This window comes from Paraburkholderia dipogonis, from assembly GCF_042680985.1.
In the GTDB taxonomy this organism is placed as follows: domain Bacteria; phylum Pseudomonadota; class Gammaproteobacteria; order Burkholderiales; family Burkholderiaceae; genus Paraburkholderia; species Paraburkholderia phytofirmans.
On sequence record NZ_JBHUFR010000010.1, the window covers coordinates 177360 to 192767 of the forward strand.

15 protein-coding genes are annotated in these 15408 nt (G+C 62.4%); 4 read left to right on the forward strand and 11 right to left on the reverse strand.

Annotated features, from left to right (window positions below; translation table 11 throughout):
• Positions 1-98: 98 nt before the first annotated feature.
• The 9 genes from ACFSNN_RS13300 to ACFSNN_RS13340 all read right to left on the reverse strand — a co-directional run bounded on the left by ACFSNN_RS13300 (position 99) and on the right by ACFSNN_RS13340 (position 8485).
• Complete coding sequence (locus tag ACFSNN_RS13300) at positions 99-596, reverse strand: Dps family protein (protein ID WP_132376013.1); 498 nt, start codon at positions 594-596, stop codon at positions 99-101.
• Positions 597-749: 153 nt separating this feature from the next.
• The gene (locus ACFSNN_RS13305) at positions 750-908 is read right to left on the reverse strand and encodes a hypothetical protein (RefSeq protein WP_166799255.1); all 159 of its coding nucleotides are present in this window, start codon (positions 906-908) and stop codon (positions 750-752) included.
• Positions 909-994: 86 nt separating this feature from the next.
• Entirely contained in the window at positions 995-2449 is a 1455-nt protein-coding gene (locus ACFSNN_RS13310) for a catalase (protein ID WP_134457108.1), read from the reverse strand.
• A 77-nt stretch (positions 2450-2526) separates the two neighbouring features.
• Positions 2527-2667, reverse strand: a complete 141-nt coding sequence (locus ACFSNN_RS13315) for a hypothetical protein (protein ID WP_166799256.1) — start codon at positions 2665-2667, stop codon at positions 2527-2529.
• Between the two features lie 214 nt (positions 2668-2881).
• Entirely contained in the window at positions 2882-3841 is a 960-nt protein-coding gene (locus ACFSNN_RS13320; protein ID WP_012431771.1) for a LysR substrate-binding domain-containing protein, read from the reverse strand.
• 782 nt (positions 3842-4623) lie between these two features.
• Complete coding sequence (locus ACFSNN_RS13325; RefSeq protein WP_377688798.1) at positions 4624-5382, reverse strand: PqiC family protein; 759 nt, start codon at positions 5380-5382, stop codon at positions 4624-4626.
• The gene (locus tag ACFSNN_RS13330; RefSeq protein ID WP_134457109.1) at positions 5379-7037 is read right to left on the reverse strand and encodes a PqiB family protein; all 1659 of its coding nucleotides are present in this window, start codon (positions 7035-7037) and stop codon (positions 5379-5381) included. Before ACFSNN_RS13330 ends, ACFSNN_RS13325 begins: the two co-directional genes overlap by 4 nt.
• Complete coding sequence (locus ACFSNN_RS13335) at positions 7030-7692, reverse strand: paraquat-inducible protein A (protein ID WP_012431768.1); 663 nt, start codon at positions 7690-7692, stop codon at positions 7030-7032. The genes ACFSNN_RS13330 and ACFSNN_RS13335 overlap by 8 nt, the downstream gene beginning before the upstream one ends.
• Positions 7693-7699: 7 nt before the next feature.
• On the reverse strand, positions 7700-8485 hold the full coding sequence (locus ACFSNN_RS13340) for a paraquat-inducible protein A (protein ID WP_377688797.1): 786 nt from the start codon (positions 8483-8485) through the stop codon (positions 7700-7702).
• A 397-nt stretch (positions 8486-8882) separates the two neighbouring features.
• Between ACFSNN_RS13340 and ACFSNN_RS13345 the strand changes: the two genes are divergently transcribed.
• The 4 genes from ACFSNN_RS13345 (at position 8883) to ACFSNN_RS13360 (ending at position 12208) form a co-directional block, all read left to right on the forward strand.
• The gene (locus ACFSNN_RS13345) at positions 8883-9443 is read left to right on the forward strand and encodes a cytochrome b (protein ID WP_012431766.1); all 561 of its coding nucleotides are present in this window, start codon (positions 8883-8885) and stop codon (positions 9441-9443) included.
• Positions 9444-9451: 8 nt separating this feature from the next.
• Positions 9452-10015, forward strand: coding sequence for a YceI family protein (locus ACFSNN_RS13350; RefSeq protein WP_012431765.1), 564 nt, complete (start codon positions 9452-9454; stop codon positions 10013-10015).
• 55 nt (positions 10016-10070) lie between these two features.
• The gene (locus ACFSNN_RS13355; RefSeq protein WP_134457110.1) at positions 10071-10652 is read left to right on the forward strand and encodes a YceI family protein; all 582 of its coding nucleotides are present in this window, start codon (positions 10071-10073) and stop codon (positions 10650-10652) included.
• Between the two features lie 278 nt (positions 10653-10930).
• The gene (locus tag ACFSNN_RS13360) at positions 10931-12208 is read left to right on the forward strand and encodes an MFS transporter (protein ID WP_134457111.1); all 1278 of its coding nucleotides are present in this window, start codon (positions 10931-10933) and stop codon (positions 12206-12208) included.
• Between the two features lie 107 nt (positions 12209-12315).
• Here ACFSNN_RS13360 and secF read toward each other — a convergent pair whose 3' ends face one another.
• The gene (secF, locus tag ACFSNN_RS13365) at positions 12316-13266 is read right to left on the reverse strand and encodes a protein translocase subunit SecF (protein WP_106310526.1); all 951 of its coding nucleotides are present in this window, start codon (positions 13264-13266) and stop codon (positions 12316-12318) included.
• An 18-nt stretch (positions 13267-13284) separates the two neighbouring features.
• Complete coding sequence (gene secD / locus ACFSNN_RS13370) at positions 13285-15348, reverse strand: protein translocase subunit SecD (protein ID WP_134457112.1); 2064 nt, start codon at positions 15346-15348, stop codon at positions 13285-13287.
• Between the last annotated feature and the right edge of the window lie 60 nt (positions 15349-15408).

Below are 15408 nucleotides of genomic sequence, written 5' to 3' on the forward strand. Positions count from 1 at the left end.
GAGGCTTTGTTGGTGTCGCGCTCGGCTTTAACTTCAACGATAGCTTCAACGACAACTTCAACGCCGGCGCCGGAACGAGGCGCCTTGCGCGCAGATCCTTAAGCCAGCATCGAACGCAGCATCCACGCGGTCTTTTCGTGCGTTTGCATGCGTTGCGTCAGCAGGTCGGCGGTCGGCTCGTCGTTGGCGGCTTCCGTCGACGGGAAAATCGCGCGTGCGGTACGCACCACGGCTTCCTGACCCTCCACCAGTTGGCGGATCATTTCTTCAGCGGCCGGCACGCCGTCCGCTTCCGGAATCGACGATAGCTTGGCGAAATCCTTGTAGCTGCCCGGCGCATGCACGCCCAGCGCGCGAATGCGTTCAGCGATCGAATCGACCGCTAGTGCCAGCTCGTTGTATTGCGTTTCGAACATGAGGTGCAGCGTATTGAACATGGGACCCGTCACGTTCCAGTGGAAGTTGTGGGTCTTCAAATACAGCGTGTAGGTGTCGGCGAGCAGGCGCGACAGACCTTCTGCAATCTTCTTGCGATCCTTGTCGCTGATCCCGATATTGACGTGCTGTACGGCTGCTGCGGCTTCTTTTTTGGCCATGATGACTCCTTCGAAGAGTGATACGAACCGGTCGGCAAAGTGACGGTCTGCGGATAGCAAACTCGACAGCTCGAACGCTCGACAGTTTAGCCTAGAAAGCTGCTGCGTTCGTATGACGCGTAGCCACTTGCCGCGTCGCGGCGGCGGCCTGTATCAGCCGCCTAGCGCGTGTTGCAGCGCCTGCGCGGCGATCACCGCGAGTCCGCTCGCGAAGATTGCAAAGCCCACCGCCCTGCGCGCCATCAATGCGTGTCGTTGCGCACTATTTGCGGCTGACGTGCCGCCTAGCGTGGCCATCATCATCTGCATCATGGTCGTGCTCCTTCGGTTCGTATCGGTGCTAGCGGGACGCAAATGCGTCCCGCTCTACTGCATGACTTCAATTGCTCGATTGCTGCTTATTGCCTGTTGCGTTCCGCGAGGTCGGCCATCGAGGCGATCACGCCTTCCGCGTAAGCGGGATCGGCACGGCGGAAATGCTCGATCTGGCGCGTAACGATCTCCTGCGGCACACCGTTGATATGGCGTGCGATGTTGCCGAACAGACGTTCGCGCTGAGCCGCATCGAAAAGCGCAAACAACATACCCGGCTGCGTGTAGTAGTCGTCGTCCAGCCGATGCTCGTAGCGATCCACCGCGCCCGCCGCGAGCGGCGGTTCAGACGCGTTGGCGTCCTGCACGAAGTCGCCGAAGCGGTTTGGCTCGTAATTCACATTGCCGCCGAGGTTGCCGTCCGTGCGCATTGCGCCGTCGCGATGGAACGAATGCGGGCTCGGCACGCGCGCCGCATTCACCGGAATCTGGTGGTGATTGATGCCGAGTCGATAGCGCTGCGTGTCGCCGTACGAGAACAGACGGCCCTGCAACAGACGGTCCGGCGAAAAGCCGATACCCGGCACCACGTTGGCCGGCGTGAACGCCGCTTGCTCCACGTCGGCAAAGTAGTTCTGTGCGTTGCGATTCAACTCGATCGTGCCGACGTCGATCAACGGATAGTCCTTCTGCGACCACACTTTCGTGATGTCGAACGGATTGAAGCGATACGCGGCGGCTTCTGCTTCCGGCATCACCTGAATGGCGAAGCGCCACTTCGGGAAGTTGCCTGCATCGATATTGCCGATCAGATCGCGTTGCGCGCTTTCGCGATCTTGCGCGACCACTTGTGCCGCTTCGGCATCGGTGAAGTTCTCGATGCCTTGCATCGACTTGAAATGGAACTTCACCCAGAAACGTTCGTTGCTGGCGTTAATAAACGAGTACGTGTGCGAGCCGAAGCCGTGCATCTGACGGTAATTTTGCGGAATACCGCGGTCGCTCATCAGAATCGTTACCTGATGCAGCGATTCCGGATGACGCGACCAGAAATCCCACGCCGCGACATTGCTGCGCATGTTGGTGTACGGGTCGCGCTTTTGCGTGTGGATGAAGTCCGGGAACTTCAGCGGATCGCGGATAAAGAACACCGGCGTGTTGTTGCCGACCACGTCCCAGTTGCCTTCTTCCGTGTAGAACTTGATCGAGAAACCCCGCACGTCGCGTTCGGCGTCGGCTGCGCCGCGCTCGCCGGCCACCGTCGAAAAGCGCATGAAAAGCGGCGTTTCCTTGCCGACTTGCGCGAACACCTTGGCCTTCGTGTAGCGCGAGATATCGTGCGTGACCTTCAACGTGCCGAATGCGCCCGAACCTTTGGCGTGAACACGGCGTTCCGGAATCACTTCACGATCGAAGTGGGCGAGTTTTTCGAGCAGCCAGACATCTTGCAGAACAGCCGGACCGCGAGCGCCGGCGGTCATCGAATTCTGGTTATCGGCGACGGGTGCGCCGGCGGCGCTGGTGAGCTTACGTTCGGACATGCGTGACTCCTGGTTGGCGCTTATTGAAAACAGATCGTGAGGAGAGGGGCGATGCACTGATGCCGGAGGCTCAGGCGTTATGCGGACAGGGCCCGATCGACCAGCAGGGACAACGCTACGGTACGCAGACTCGCAATCGATGCGACAAAGCCGCGCGGCATCAAGGCTGACGGCGAGGCGAGGATATGGACTGGCGGCTGTGGCTTGGACTGCGTCATGCTTCCTCCGGGTCGGGTGGATCGGGCGATCCATGGAGGAAACTATATCAAGACTATCGAATTACTGCCTTTGATTAATTTTATCTATTCGATAGGAATTATGGCGGCTCGAGGTCTTGTTGAGGCTTGTGAGGTTTGTTGCTGCCGGCACCTTCTTAGGCAGGCGCCGGCCGGTCGCCGGACTTGCGCAGCAAGCCGCCTTTCAATGCGCTCGTCAGTTGACCGCTACCGGCAAATCGAGCTTCTTGACGCCTGCCAGATCGCAGGAGCTGATGGCGTCGCAGATGGCCTCGATCGCGGGCATGCGCGTGAAGCTCTTGCGCCAGGCCAGCACGACGCGGCGATCCGGCACGGGTTCGTCGAAAGCGACGTAGCTCAGCAGCCCCGAATCGATGCCACCGGCGTGCGGTTTCACTTCATGCACAGACATGCGCGGCAGCACGGTAATGCCGACCCCGCTCGCCACCATGTGACGGATGGTTTCCAGCGACGACCCTTCAAAGGTCTTCTGGATGCCGTCCGCGTTTTGCGAAAAGCGCATGAGTTCCGGGCAGACGCCCAGCACGTGGTCGCGGAAGCAGTGACCGCTGCCGAGCAGCAGCATGGTTTCCTGCTTCAGATCGTCGGCGTCGATTTTCGGACGGTTCTCCCAGGCGTGCCCGGACGGCAAGGCGACTACGAACGGCTCGTCGTACAGCGGGCGCAGCATCAGGCCGGTTTCCGGAAACGGTAGCGCCATGATGGCAACGTCGATTTCGCCTTGTTTGAGCAGCTCGATCAGCTTGAGCGTGTAATTTTCCTGCAGCATCAAGGGCATTTGCGGGACGCGCTTGATCATCTGCTTGACGAGCGTGGGCAACAGGTACGGCCCGATCGTATAGATGACGCCAAGGCGCAGCGGCCCGACCAGCGGGTCTTTGCCCTGTTTGGCGATTTCCTTGATGGCGAGCGTCTGTTCGAGAACGCGTTGCGCTTGCGTGACGATCTGTTCGCCGATTGGCGTGACGCTCACTTCGCTCGTGCCGCGTTCGAAGATCTGGACGTTGAGTTCGTCTTCCAGCTTTTTGATTGCCACCGAGAGCGTCGGCTGGCTGACGAAACACGCTTCGGCGGCCCGGCCGAAGTGCCGCTCGCGGGCGACCGCAACGATGTATTTCAATTCGGTGAGCGTCATTAGGGGATCAATCAGCGCGGTGAGTTTGATAGGTTCTAGTTATACACCTATAGGGTCGGTTCGCCAACCATTTGGTTTTTTTGCGCGGGGCGCTGGGGGTGAGTGGCTTGCTTGTGCTGTGTTGGCCTTTCCTTGAATTGTTAGTGGTCTATTGGCGTTGCCCCTGTGCGGGGCGGCACCTACTTTCTTTGCCGCGGCAAAGAAAGTAGGCAAAGAAAGCCGCTTCACACCGCCAGCCCAGAAGCGGGTCCCCTGGCTTGGAGGAGGTAGTGGTGCATGTGGAATCCGGCATCTCGCCCATCCCCCGGGAGCGACAAGGCAGTCATACCTCCCGCCTCGCACTCCGTGCTCGCCGGGGCGGTCTGCCCTAAAGACCGCGGCTTCGGTTAGCGCGGCGGGGGCCGTCGGCTTCGCCTCGGCGACATGCAGGGAGGATGATGGGAGCGCACCGCGCGGCACGCCCTGATGCCGCGTGGAGACCAGGTGCAGGTGAACGCCTGCACCCCCACGGGTTGATGAAGTACCGCCGCGGCGCGCGCAGCGTCGCCGGAAGAATGACTGCTTTGTCACCAGGGCGGAATGTGCGAGAACACGGATTCCAGATGCACCACTCCCGTGGCTGTGCGGGGGACCCGCTTCCAGGCTGGCGGTGCAAAGCGGCTTTCTTTGCCTACTTTCTTTGCCGCGGCAAAGAAAGTAGGTGCCGCCCCGCACAGGGGCAACGCCAATAGACCACTAACAATTCAAGGAAAGGCCAACACACTACAAAACCAAAAACCCCATCAACCACCAGCAACAGCACCCACACCATCAGACGGACAAGCCGGCACAACCACCACCCCAGCTTTACCAGCAGCCCCCCCCCCCTTCCCCTGCGGAGCAGCAACAGAAGCAGCAACAGGAACAGCCACCGCCATAGCCTTCACAGCAGAAGCCACCTGCATGGAAATCCGCTGCAATGCCCGCCGATGCCCCTCCACCAACGCATCATACCCACCGCTAACCGGCTCACTCACCACACTCCGGCAGGTCATCACTGCCGCACCACGCACAGCCCTCACACTCCACACTGCGTCGATCAACGCATGCGAACCCGGCCATGATTCAAACCGCTGCACATTCATGCTGAGCCGATAAACCGGCGTCCCATCCGGATAAGCCGTCCCATACACATCGATCGTGTTGAGCTGCTGCGTCAGACTCGTCGACAATGCCCGGCGAATCTCGTCGCCCGGCAGCGAGGCCCAGCGCTCTTCCTCGAGCACTTTGACCTGCGTCGGTGCCGTCTGCACGACGAGCTGATTCTTCGACACCTGCGGCGGTACGTCGATCGGCGCGACTTCGATCAGCCACGCCGGCGCGGCCGGGGTCCGGGCGCTGACCGGCGCGACGGATCCAGCAGCACTATCAGCGCCCAGCGTATAAAAGCGGCTCGACGGCGACGAACACGCCGCCAGCGCCGCGAGTCCGGCCAGCGCGCCGGCAACGACAGCGCCGCGCACGAGCCCGCGCGGCGGGCGGGGAAGCCGGGCAAACATCATGGTTTATCTCCTGATTTACCGCGCAGCAGCGATTCGGGGTGGCGCTCCAGATAATCCGACAGCGCATTGAGCGACTGCAACGTGCGCGTCAATTCCTGCAACGCCTGATGAACATCCGATTGCAACGGCGAGTCCTGCTGCAACGTCGCCTCGGCCGAACCGAAGGTCTGCTTCGCCGCCGCGAGGGTGTCGCGAGCCTGCGGCACGACTTCCTTGTCGAGTCGCGTGAAGAGCTGGTCTGCGTTCTTCAGCGCGCTGTTCAGGTTGTTGCCGATCTGATCGAACGGCACCTTGTCGAGCTTCTTCGCAATGTCGGCGACCTGGAGTTGCAACTCGTCGAGCGTGTTCGGAATCGTCGGCAGTTCGAGCGGATCGCTCGCCACGTCGACGGTTGCCGGCGGCGCTTTCGGGAAGATATCCACCGCCACGTACAACTGGCTCGTAATCAGGTTGCCAGTGCGCAACTGGCCACGCAGACCATGTTTGACGAGCTGCTGCAGCATGGTTTGACCCGCGAGGCTGCCCGGTGCCGGCGCGGTTTCGCGGAAGCGCCTGCCGAGACGGTCGGGGTACAGATTCATCGTCACCGGCATGGTGAAGCTGCGGGTCTTCGGATCGTAGTCGATGCCGATATTGGTCACCTGGCCCAGCACGATGCCGCGGAAATCGACCGGTGCGCCGATCGACAAACCCCGCAGCGACTGGTTGAAGTTCATCACCACGCGCAACGGCACGCCGTCCGGTTCGCGCATTGCGTCCGCTTCGTCCGAGCCGAGGCGGAACGTCATGTTGTTCGGCGCCTGCGCGCCCACGCCCTGACCCGGCGGCGACTGGAACGACAAGCCGCCCACAATCACCGTGGCAAGCGACTGCGTGTTCAGCTTGAAGCCGCTGGAATCGAGCCGCAGATCGACGCCGCTCGCATGCCACCAGCGCGAATTGGTGCCGACGTACTGATCGAACGGCGCGGACACGAAGACCTGCATGGTCACGCCGGTGCCGTCCTTGTCGAGCGAGAAGCCCACCACCTGGCCGACCTGCACGCGCCGGTAGAAGATCGGCGAACCGATGTCGATCGAGCCGAGCGAGTCGCCGTGCAGGACGAACTGGTGGCCCTTCTGGTCGCCGGTAATAGGCGGCGGCGTTTCGAGACCGACGAAGTTCTTCTCGGTATCCGGCGAATGCCCGGCGTCCGCGCCGATATACGCGCCCGAAAGCAGCGTGGTGAGACCCGACACGCCGCTCGCGCCGACGCGCGGCCGGACCACCCAGAAGCGCGAATCCTTGACCGCGAAGTCTTCGCCTTCCTTGGTCAATTGCACCTGCACCAGCACGTGGGACAGATCTTTCGACAGTGTGATGGTCTTCACCGAGCCGACATCGACATCTTTGTACTTCACCTTGGTCTTGCCGGGTTCGAGACCTTCGGCGCTCACAAAGCTGATCGTGATGGTCGGGCCTCTCGCGGTCACCGACTTGATCACGAGCGCGATACCGATCAGCGCGGCGATCAGCGGAATCACCCAGACGAGCGAAGGCAGCCAGCGGCTGCGCGGCTCGATTTCAGGGTCCGGGAGTTGGGGCGGCAGCTTCGGTCCGTTCGAATCGTTGCGCGGCGCATCGGACGCGGGCGTCGGTTCTTGCGGGCTAGTCATGTTTGAGATCCTGAGGTTTTTGGGTACTGCCTTCCACGCGCCCTTCTACGCTGTCCCAGATGAGCCGTGGATCGAATTGCATGGAGGCCATCATGGTCAGAATCACCACCGAGCCGAAGGCGATCGCGCCGGGGCCGGCCGTAATGACTGCAAGCGATTTGAAGCGCACCAGCGCGACCGTCAGCGTGACGACGAACACGTCGAGCATCGACCAGCGGCCGATCCGCTCGACCATCCGGTAAAGCGTGGTGCGCTGCTCGGGCCGCCAGCGCGAACGACGCTGCGCCGTGACGGTCAGCAGCACGAGCACGCTCAGCTTGAGCATCGGCACCATGATGCTGGCGATGAACACGATCACCGCCAGCGGCCAGTCGCCCGAGGTCCAGAAATAGACGACGCCGCTCATGATGGTGTCGTCTTCGGAACCGAGCAGCGACGAGGTGTGCATCACCGGCAGCAGATTCGCGGGAATATACAGGAGTGCCGCGGCGATCAGCAGCGCCCAGGTGCGCATCAGGCTGTCGGGGTTGCGCGAGTGCAGGCGCGAGCCGCACCGTCCGCAGTGCTGCGGCGTGACAGACCGGATGCGCGGTTCGACCCGTCCGCAGGCGTGGCAACTCAGCAGGCCGGCGCGTTTCGCGGTGACGTATTTCATGGCGTGCTCATCCTCGACGTGGCGTCGGCGGCACCGGCGGCGTGCCCGGAGGCAAGGCGGACGGCGCAGTGCGGATGTCGGGCGCCGCGGCGGTGTGCGCTTCGGCCGGCGCAGGCGGACCAGCGACCGAACCGACGGCGGCCGCCGCGCTATCGGCGGAGGTGCGCGGCAGCGGCCGCTGATTGCGGGCGCCGAGTTCGTCGGCGAGGTCCCACAGAATGCGCGGATCGAATGTGACCACCACGGCGAACATCAGCGTGAGCACGCCGAACGCGAACAGCGCTGCTTCGGGAATCACGCGCGCGAGGCTCACCATCTTCACGATCGTGATCAGCACGCCGAGCATGAACACTTCGATCATGCCCCACGGGCGCACGAACTGAATGGCGCGCAGCACCTGATTGAAGGCGGGCGGCACATAACCCGCGCGCAGCGGGATCAACACATAGAGCAGCGCGATGAGTTCAGTCAGTGGAAACAGAATGGTCGAGCAGAACACCATGACCGCGACGATCTGCATCTCCTCGCCCCACAGCGCGACGAGCGCGCCGAACAGCGTGGTCTGCGAGGTGATGCCGTTGGTTTCGAGTTCGACGATCGGGAAGCCCTGCGCGATCAGGAAGGTGATCAACGCGCCCAGCGTCATCGCGCTGATTGCGTCGAGCTTGCGGGACACGCCGCGATAGAGCGTCGCTCCGCAGCGCGGACAGCGCGCGACCGTGCGTCCGACGAGCTTCGGCTTGCGGAACAGCGTATCGCATTCGTGGCACGCGATCAGATTGTCATGGTCCATAGGGCAAAGGGCCGACGGTGTGAGAGGAAGCGTGCAAAGCCCGTTCTATGGCAGGTCTGATAAAAAGGTGATAGTACCAAAACGCGTCCGGCCGTCGCACTGACCGCGGCACGGGCGGATAGCCTTGTCGGCTGGCAGTTGATCCTACATGCAATCGGTATAACTCTGACAGCCTCCGTCCCCAATTGTTCAATGCGGACCCCTGCGCGCTGAAGCGGCCGGTCCGCGCCCTATCCGTGGGCTACAGCCAGTTTTTTCCGATTGGGGTAGCATGGCCGCCTTGGCGTATGCCGCAGCTGGCATGGTCCCGTAAAACGCGTCGATGCCATGTGCATCGAACGCTGGAATAGCAGTGCGGGCTGCGCCGTTAACCTCAATTAGCTTGCGTTGACCTGTCATGGCACTCAATCCTTCATTCGGCAACCGGGAGTCGTACACGCGTACTGCCGTCGCCCTGCATTGGCTAATCGCGCTGCTGATCGTGTGCGGCTTCGCGCTCGGCTGGGTGATGACCGATATTCCCGGCTTCACGCCCACCAAGCTGAAGTACTTCTCGTGGCACAAATGGATCGGCGTGACGGTGTTCGCGCTCGCCGTCCTGCGCATTCTGTGGCGCGCCACGCATGCGGCTCCCGTGATGCCGCGCCGCATGCCGGTCTGGCAGCGCGGCGCCGCGCATCTCACGCATCTGCTGCTGTACGTGCTGATGATCGCGATTCCCGCCTCGGGCTATCTGTACAGCTCGGCGGCCAACATCCCGGTGGTGTACCTCGGGCTGATTCCGCTGCCGCGCCTGATCGCGCCGGACCCGCATCTCAAGGAACTGCTGAAGAACGTGCACATCACGCTGAATTACACCTTGCTCGTGCTGGTCGCATTGCACGTCGCGGCCGCGCTCAAGCATCAATGGCTGGACCGCGACGGCCTGCTTTCGCGCATGCTCCCTTTCCTCAAATAAGGACAACCATGAAGGTCTCGTTTTATCGCTACATGCTCGCCGCCTTCGCCGCGGCCTCGCTGACGGTGGCCGGCAGCGCTCTCGCGCAAGTCGACGTCGCGAAGAGTTCGGTGACCGCGACGTCGAAGCAGATGAACGTGCCGGTGGAAGGCAAGTTCGGCAAATTCACCGCGCAGCTCAAGTTCGATCCGGCAAAACCGGCCGAGGGCACCGCGCAACTCAGCATCGACGTGGCCAGCTACGATCTCGGCGACGAAAGCTACAACGACCAGGTGCGCGGCAAGGACTGGTTCGACGCCAAGACATATCCCACCGCCACCTTCGTTTCGAGCGCGATCGCGCCGGCCGGCGGCAACCAGTTCAAGGTCACCGGCAAGCTGACCATCAAGGGCAAGTCGCAGACGGTGGTCGTGCCGGTCACGGTGTCGCAGCAAGGCGCCGTGCAAACCTTCGACGGTTCGCTGCCGATCAAGCGCTCGCAATTCGACATCGGCACGGGCGAATGGAAAGACACCTCGGTAGTCGCCGACGAGGTGGTCATCAAGTTTCATATCGTTGCAGCACACAAGTGACATTCGCCGCGCCGTTCGGGCGCGGCAGCCTTTTTCAGGAACCTAGGAGCGTGAATTGAAAACATCCGTATTGATCGCCGTCGGCGCGCTGGCTTCTTCTTTCTCGTTCGGCGCGTTCGCGGCCGCCGATACCTATCAGCTCGACCCGACCCACACGTATCCGAGCTTCGAGGCGGATCACTTCGGCGGCCTCTCGGTATGGCGCGGCAAATTCACCAAGAGCTCGGGCACCGTTACGCTCGACCGCGCGGCCAAAACCGGCACGGTCGACGTGACGGTCGATCCGGCGTCGATCGAGACGGGCAACGGCAAGCTCGACGAACATCTGAAGTCGAACGAGTTCTTCGACGTCGCCAAGTTTCCGTCGGCGACCTATAAGGGCACAGATATCAGATTCGACGGCGACAAGCCAGTCGAAGTTGTCGGCAGCCTGACGATGCACGGCGTCACCAAGCCGCTGAATCTGAAGATCGACTCGTTCAAGTGCATGCAGCATCCGGTGCTCAAGCGCGAAGTGTGCGGCGTGGAAGCGAGCGCGCATTTCAGCCGCGCCGATTACGGCATGGATTTCGGCTCCAAGTACGGCTTCAGCATGGATACCAAACTGCACATTCAATCCGAAGGCATCAAGCAATAAAGCGATCTGATGAGCCTTTGATTACAGGCATCAATCGCGACGCGCATTGCGCCGCAACAAAAAAACCGCTTCGTTCGCTTTGGCGACGAAGCGGTTTTTTATTGACCGGTTGAACCCCGGAAGCCTTGTGCAGCGGCATCGCGCAATTTCGCACTCGCGCGGCATTAATTTTTCGGGTACATAGAGCGCAGGCACCGTATTGGTTGTGCGCGCATCCAGTCGGGCGTTTCAGGCGTAATGCCAGCATGAATAATATTTCGCGCGACCTGGAGATCTGCATGAACGCAACGACAGCAGCAAGCCTGGCGGGGAGCCGGCAGAATTCTTGGCGCGCGGTGATCGCGGCCTCGATCGGCAACGCGCTGGAATGGTTCGATCTGGTGGTGTACGGTTTTTTCGCGGTGATCATCGCGAAACTGTTTTTCCCGGCCGGTAACGACACGGTCTCGCTGCTCCTCACGCTCGGCACGTTCGGCGTGTCGTTCTTCATGCGCCCGCTCGGCGCGATCGTGATCGGCGCCTACGCCGACCGCGCCGGCCGCAAGGCGGCGCTCACGCTCTCGATCCTGCTGATGATGGCCGGCACGTTGATCATCGCGATCCTGCCGACCTATCAAAGCATCGGCCTCGCGGCGCCGGTGATCCTCGTGCTGGCGCGTCTGATGCAGGGTTTCTCGGCGGGCGGCGAGTTCGGCAGCGCCACCGCGTTCCTCGCGGAACACGTGCCTGGGCGGCGCGGCTTTTTCGCGAGCTGGCAGGTGGCGAGCCAAGGGCTCACCACCCTGCTTGCCGCCGGGTTCGGTGTGTTGCTCACCGGCAAACTCTCGCCGGAACAGATGGCTTCCTGGGGTTGGCGCGTGCCGTTCTTCTTTGGTTTGCTGATCGGGCCGGTCGCGTGGTACATCCGTACGAAGCTCGACGAAACGCCCGAGTTTCTCGCGGCCGAAACCACCGAAACGCCGCTGCGCGACACCTTCACCAACCAGAAATTGCGCCTGCTGATTGCGATCGGCGTGGTGGTGCTCGGCACGGTGTCGACGTATCTGGTGCTGTTCATGCCGACGTTCGGCGTGAAGCAGTTGGGATTGGCGCCCTCGGTCGCGTTTTCGGCGATCGCGTTGACCGGCCTGATCCAGATGGTGTTCTCGCCGCTGATCGGCCATCTGTCGGACCGGCATGGGCGCACCACGATCATGCTGAGCTCGGCGCTGCTGCTGCTCGTCCTCATCTATCCGGCTTTCGTGTATCTGGTCGCGCATCCGACCTTCGGCACCTTGATCACCATGCAGATCGTGTTCGGCTTTCTGATGACCGGGTATTTCGCGGCGCTGCCAGGTTTGCTTTCGGAGATGTTCCCGGTGCAAACGCGCACGACCGGCATGTCGCTGGCCTATAACATCGCCGTGACGATCTTCGGCGGCTTCGGGCCGTTCATCATCGCGTGGCTGATCAGCGTGACGGGTTCGAAGGCCGCGCCGAGTTACTACCTGATTTTCGCCGCGATCGTGAGTCTCGTCGCGCTGATGGCGGCGCGTCGCAAGCTCGGCTTTCGTTAAAGCGGGCGCTGCGTCTTTCCGCTGCGGCGTAGGGCGGCGGTAAACGCAAAAGGCCGGTTCATGATGAACCGGCCTTTTGCATTGCGAGGTCTGACGCTACAACAGAATCAGACTTGCGCACCCGCGTTCGGATCGTCCGCGTCGGGGCGATCCTTCCTGTCCTTGATCAGGTCTTCGCGCTTCACGCCGAACCACATGGCGAGCGCCGCGGCGACGAACACCGACGAGTAGATACCGAACAGAATACCGACCGTCAGCGCGAGAGCAAAGTAATGCAGCGTTGGGCCGCCGAACAGGAACATCGACAGCACCATCATCTGCGTACAGCCGTGGGTGATGATGGTTCGCGACATGGTGCTGGTGATCGCGTGGTTGATCACCTCGATTACGGTCAGCTTGCGCTCGCGGCGGAAGGTCTCACGAATCCGGTCGAAGATAACCACCGACTCGTTCACCGAATAGCCGAGCACCGCGAGCACCGCGGCCAGCACCGACAGCGAGAACTCCCACTGGAAGAACGCGAAGAAGCCGAGAATGATGATCACGTCGTGCAAGTTCGCGATCACGCCGGCCACCGCGTACTTCCATTCGAAGCGGAACGACAGGTAAATCACGATGCCCACCACCACACAGGCAAGCGCGAGCAGGCCGTCGGTGGCGAGTTCCTTGCCGACCTGCGGGCCGACGAACTCGACGCGTTGCAGTTGCACCTGCGGCGTCTCGGCCTTCAGCGCGGTCATCACCTGATCGCTCTGTTGCGCGGAGGTATAGCCCTGCTTGAGCGGCAGGCGGATCAACACGTCGCGCGAGGTGCCGAAGTTCTGCACCTGAGCGTCGGCGTAACCGAGCTTGCCCAGCGTCGCGCGCACCGGTTCGAGCGGCGCGGCGCCCGGATACTGCACTTCGACGACCGTACCGCCCGTGAACTCCACCGACAGATGCAGCCCGCGATGCAGCAGGAAAAACACAGCAGCAAGGAACGTCAGCAGCGAGATCGCGTTGAAAATCAACGCGCGCTGCATGAACGGAATGTCTTTGCGGAAACGGAAAAATTCCATGGTCTTGTTCTCCGGGACTCAGCGGGATGAACCCGGTTTCTGCGGCGTGTTCGACGTAGCGGACGAATCCGGCGCATTGCGGCGACGCACAGTCGGCTTGCCAGCGCGAGCCTGCGCGACCGCAGCTCTCGCTTTCGACGGCTTGGCAGCGACCGCGGCGACGGCTTGCGCCGTGTCGGTCGCCGCATCTTCGCTACCGAGGTAAGCAGCCGAGCCTGCCGGCGCCGTCTCCGGACGCCACACTTGGCCGATGGCCAGCGACTTCAGCTTCTTCTTGCCGCCGTACCAGAGATTGACGATGCCGCGCGAGAAGAACACGGCCGAGAACATCGACGTCAGAATGCCGATACAGTGCACGATCGCAAAACCGCGCACCGGGCCGGAGCCGAACGCGAGCAGCGCGATACCGGCGATCAGCGTGGTGACGTTCGAGTCGAGAATCGTCGCCCAGGCGTGCGCGTAGCCGTTCTGGATGGCCAGTTGCGGCGGCGCGCCGTTGCGCAGTTCTTCACGCACGCGTTCGTTGATCAGCACGTTGGCGTCGATCGCCATACCGAGCGCGAGCGCGATAGCCGCGATACCCGGCAAGGTGAGCGTGGCCTGCAGCATGGACAGCACGGCGATCAGCAGCAGCAGGTTGACCGACAGGCCGATCATCGAGATCACGCCGAACAGCATGTAGTACGCGATCATGAAGACGGCGATCGCCGCGAAGCCCCACACCACCGAGTGGAAGCCCTTCTTAATGTTGTCCGCGCCGAGGCTCGGGCCGATCGTGCGTTCTTCGATGATGTCCATCGGCGCGGCCAGCGAACCGGCGCGCAGCAGCAGCGCGAGGTCGGCGGCGCCTTGCGGCGTGGCCTGGCCGGTGATCTGGAAGCGGTCGCCCAGTTCCGACTGGATGGTGGCCACCGTCAGCACTTCGCCCTTGCCTTTTTCGAACAGCACCATGGCCATCGGCTTGCCGATGTTGTCGCGCGAGATGCTCGCCACCGCGCGGCCGCCGGCCGAATCCAGACGGATGTTCACGGACGGACGTTGATGTTCGTCGAAGCCCGCCGACGCGTCGATGATCCGGTCGCCCGTGAAGATGATCTGCTTGCGCAGCAGCACCGGCGTCTGGTTGCCTTGCGTGAACAGCTCGTCGCCCGGCGGCACCGGATCGGACGGATTCGGATGCGTGTTGACCGGATCGGCGAGGCGCGCTTCGAGCGTTGCCGTGCGGCCGATGATGTCCTTCGCCTTCGCCGTGTCCTGCACGCCCGGCAGTTCGACCACGATGCGGTCGGCGCCTTGCTGCTGGATCACCGGCTCGGCCACGCCGAGTTCATTAACGCGGTTATGCAGCGTGGTGATGTTCTGCTTGAGCGCGGCGTCCTGCACGGCTTTCTGCACTGCCGGCGTGAACGTGCCGACCAGTTGCACGCCACCGTCGGGACCGGCTTGCGAGGCCCACTGGAGTTCGGCGATGCTGCGGCTCAGTTGCTTCGACGCGTTGTCCGCCGTGGCCTGGTCGGCGAAATTGATCACCACCGACTGGTTGACGCGGTTCACGCCGCCGTCGCGAATGTTCTTGTCACGCAGCAGCGTGCGCGCGTCCGAAGCGTCCGAATCGAGCTTCTTGTTCAGCGCGCCGGCCATGTCGACCTGCAGCAGGAAGTGAACGCCGCCGCGCAGATCGAGACCGAGGTACATCGGCAGCGCGTGCAAGGCGGTCAGCCAGCGCGGCGACGCGCTTTGCAGGTTCAGCGCCACGATGAACTGCGGGTCGGTCGGGTCGCTGTTCAGCGACTTCTGCAGCAGGTCCTTCACGCGCAACTGCGTGTCGGTGTCCGGCAGACGCACGCGGATGTTCGCGTTGGTCGCCGAGTTGTCGAACGTGACGTCGTCCGGCTTGATCTGATTCGCGGCGAGCGCGGCTTCGACGGCCGACAGCGTGGTCGAGTCGAGCTTGACCGTGGCCTTGCCGCTCGACACCTGCACCGCCGGCGCTTCGCCGAACAGGTTGGGCAGCGTGTACACGAGGCCGATGACCAGAGCCACCAGCATCACGGCGTATTTCCAGAGGGGGTAGCGATTCATGAGTGGTCCAACGGGAAGGTTGGCTTGGAAGCGATGCGTCCGGCGATGAGCGCGGGCAAT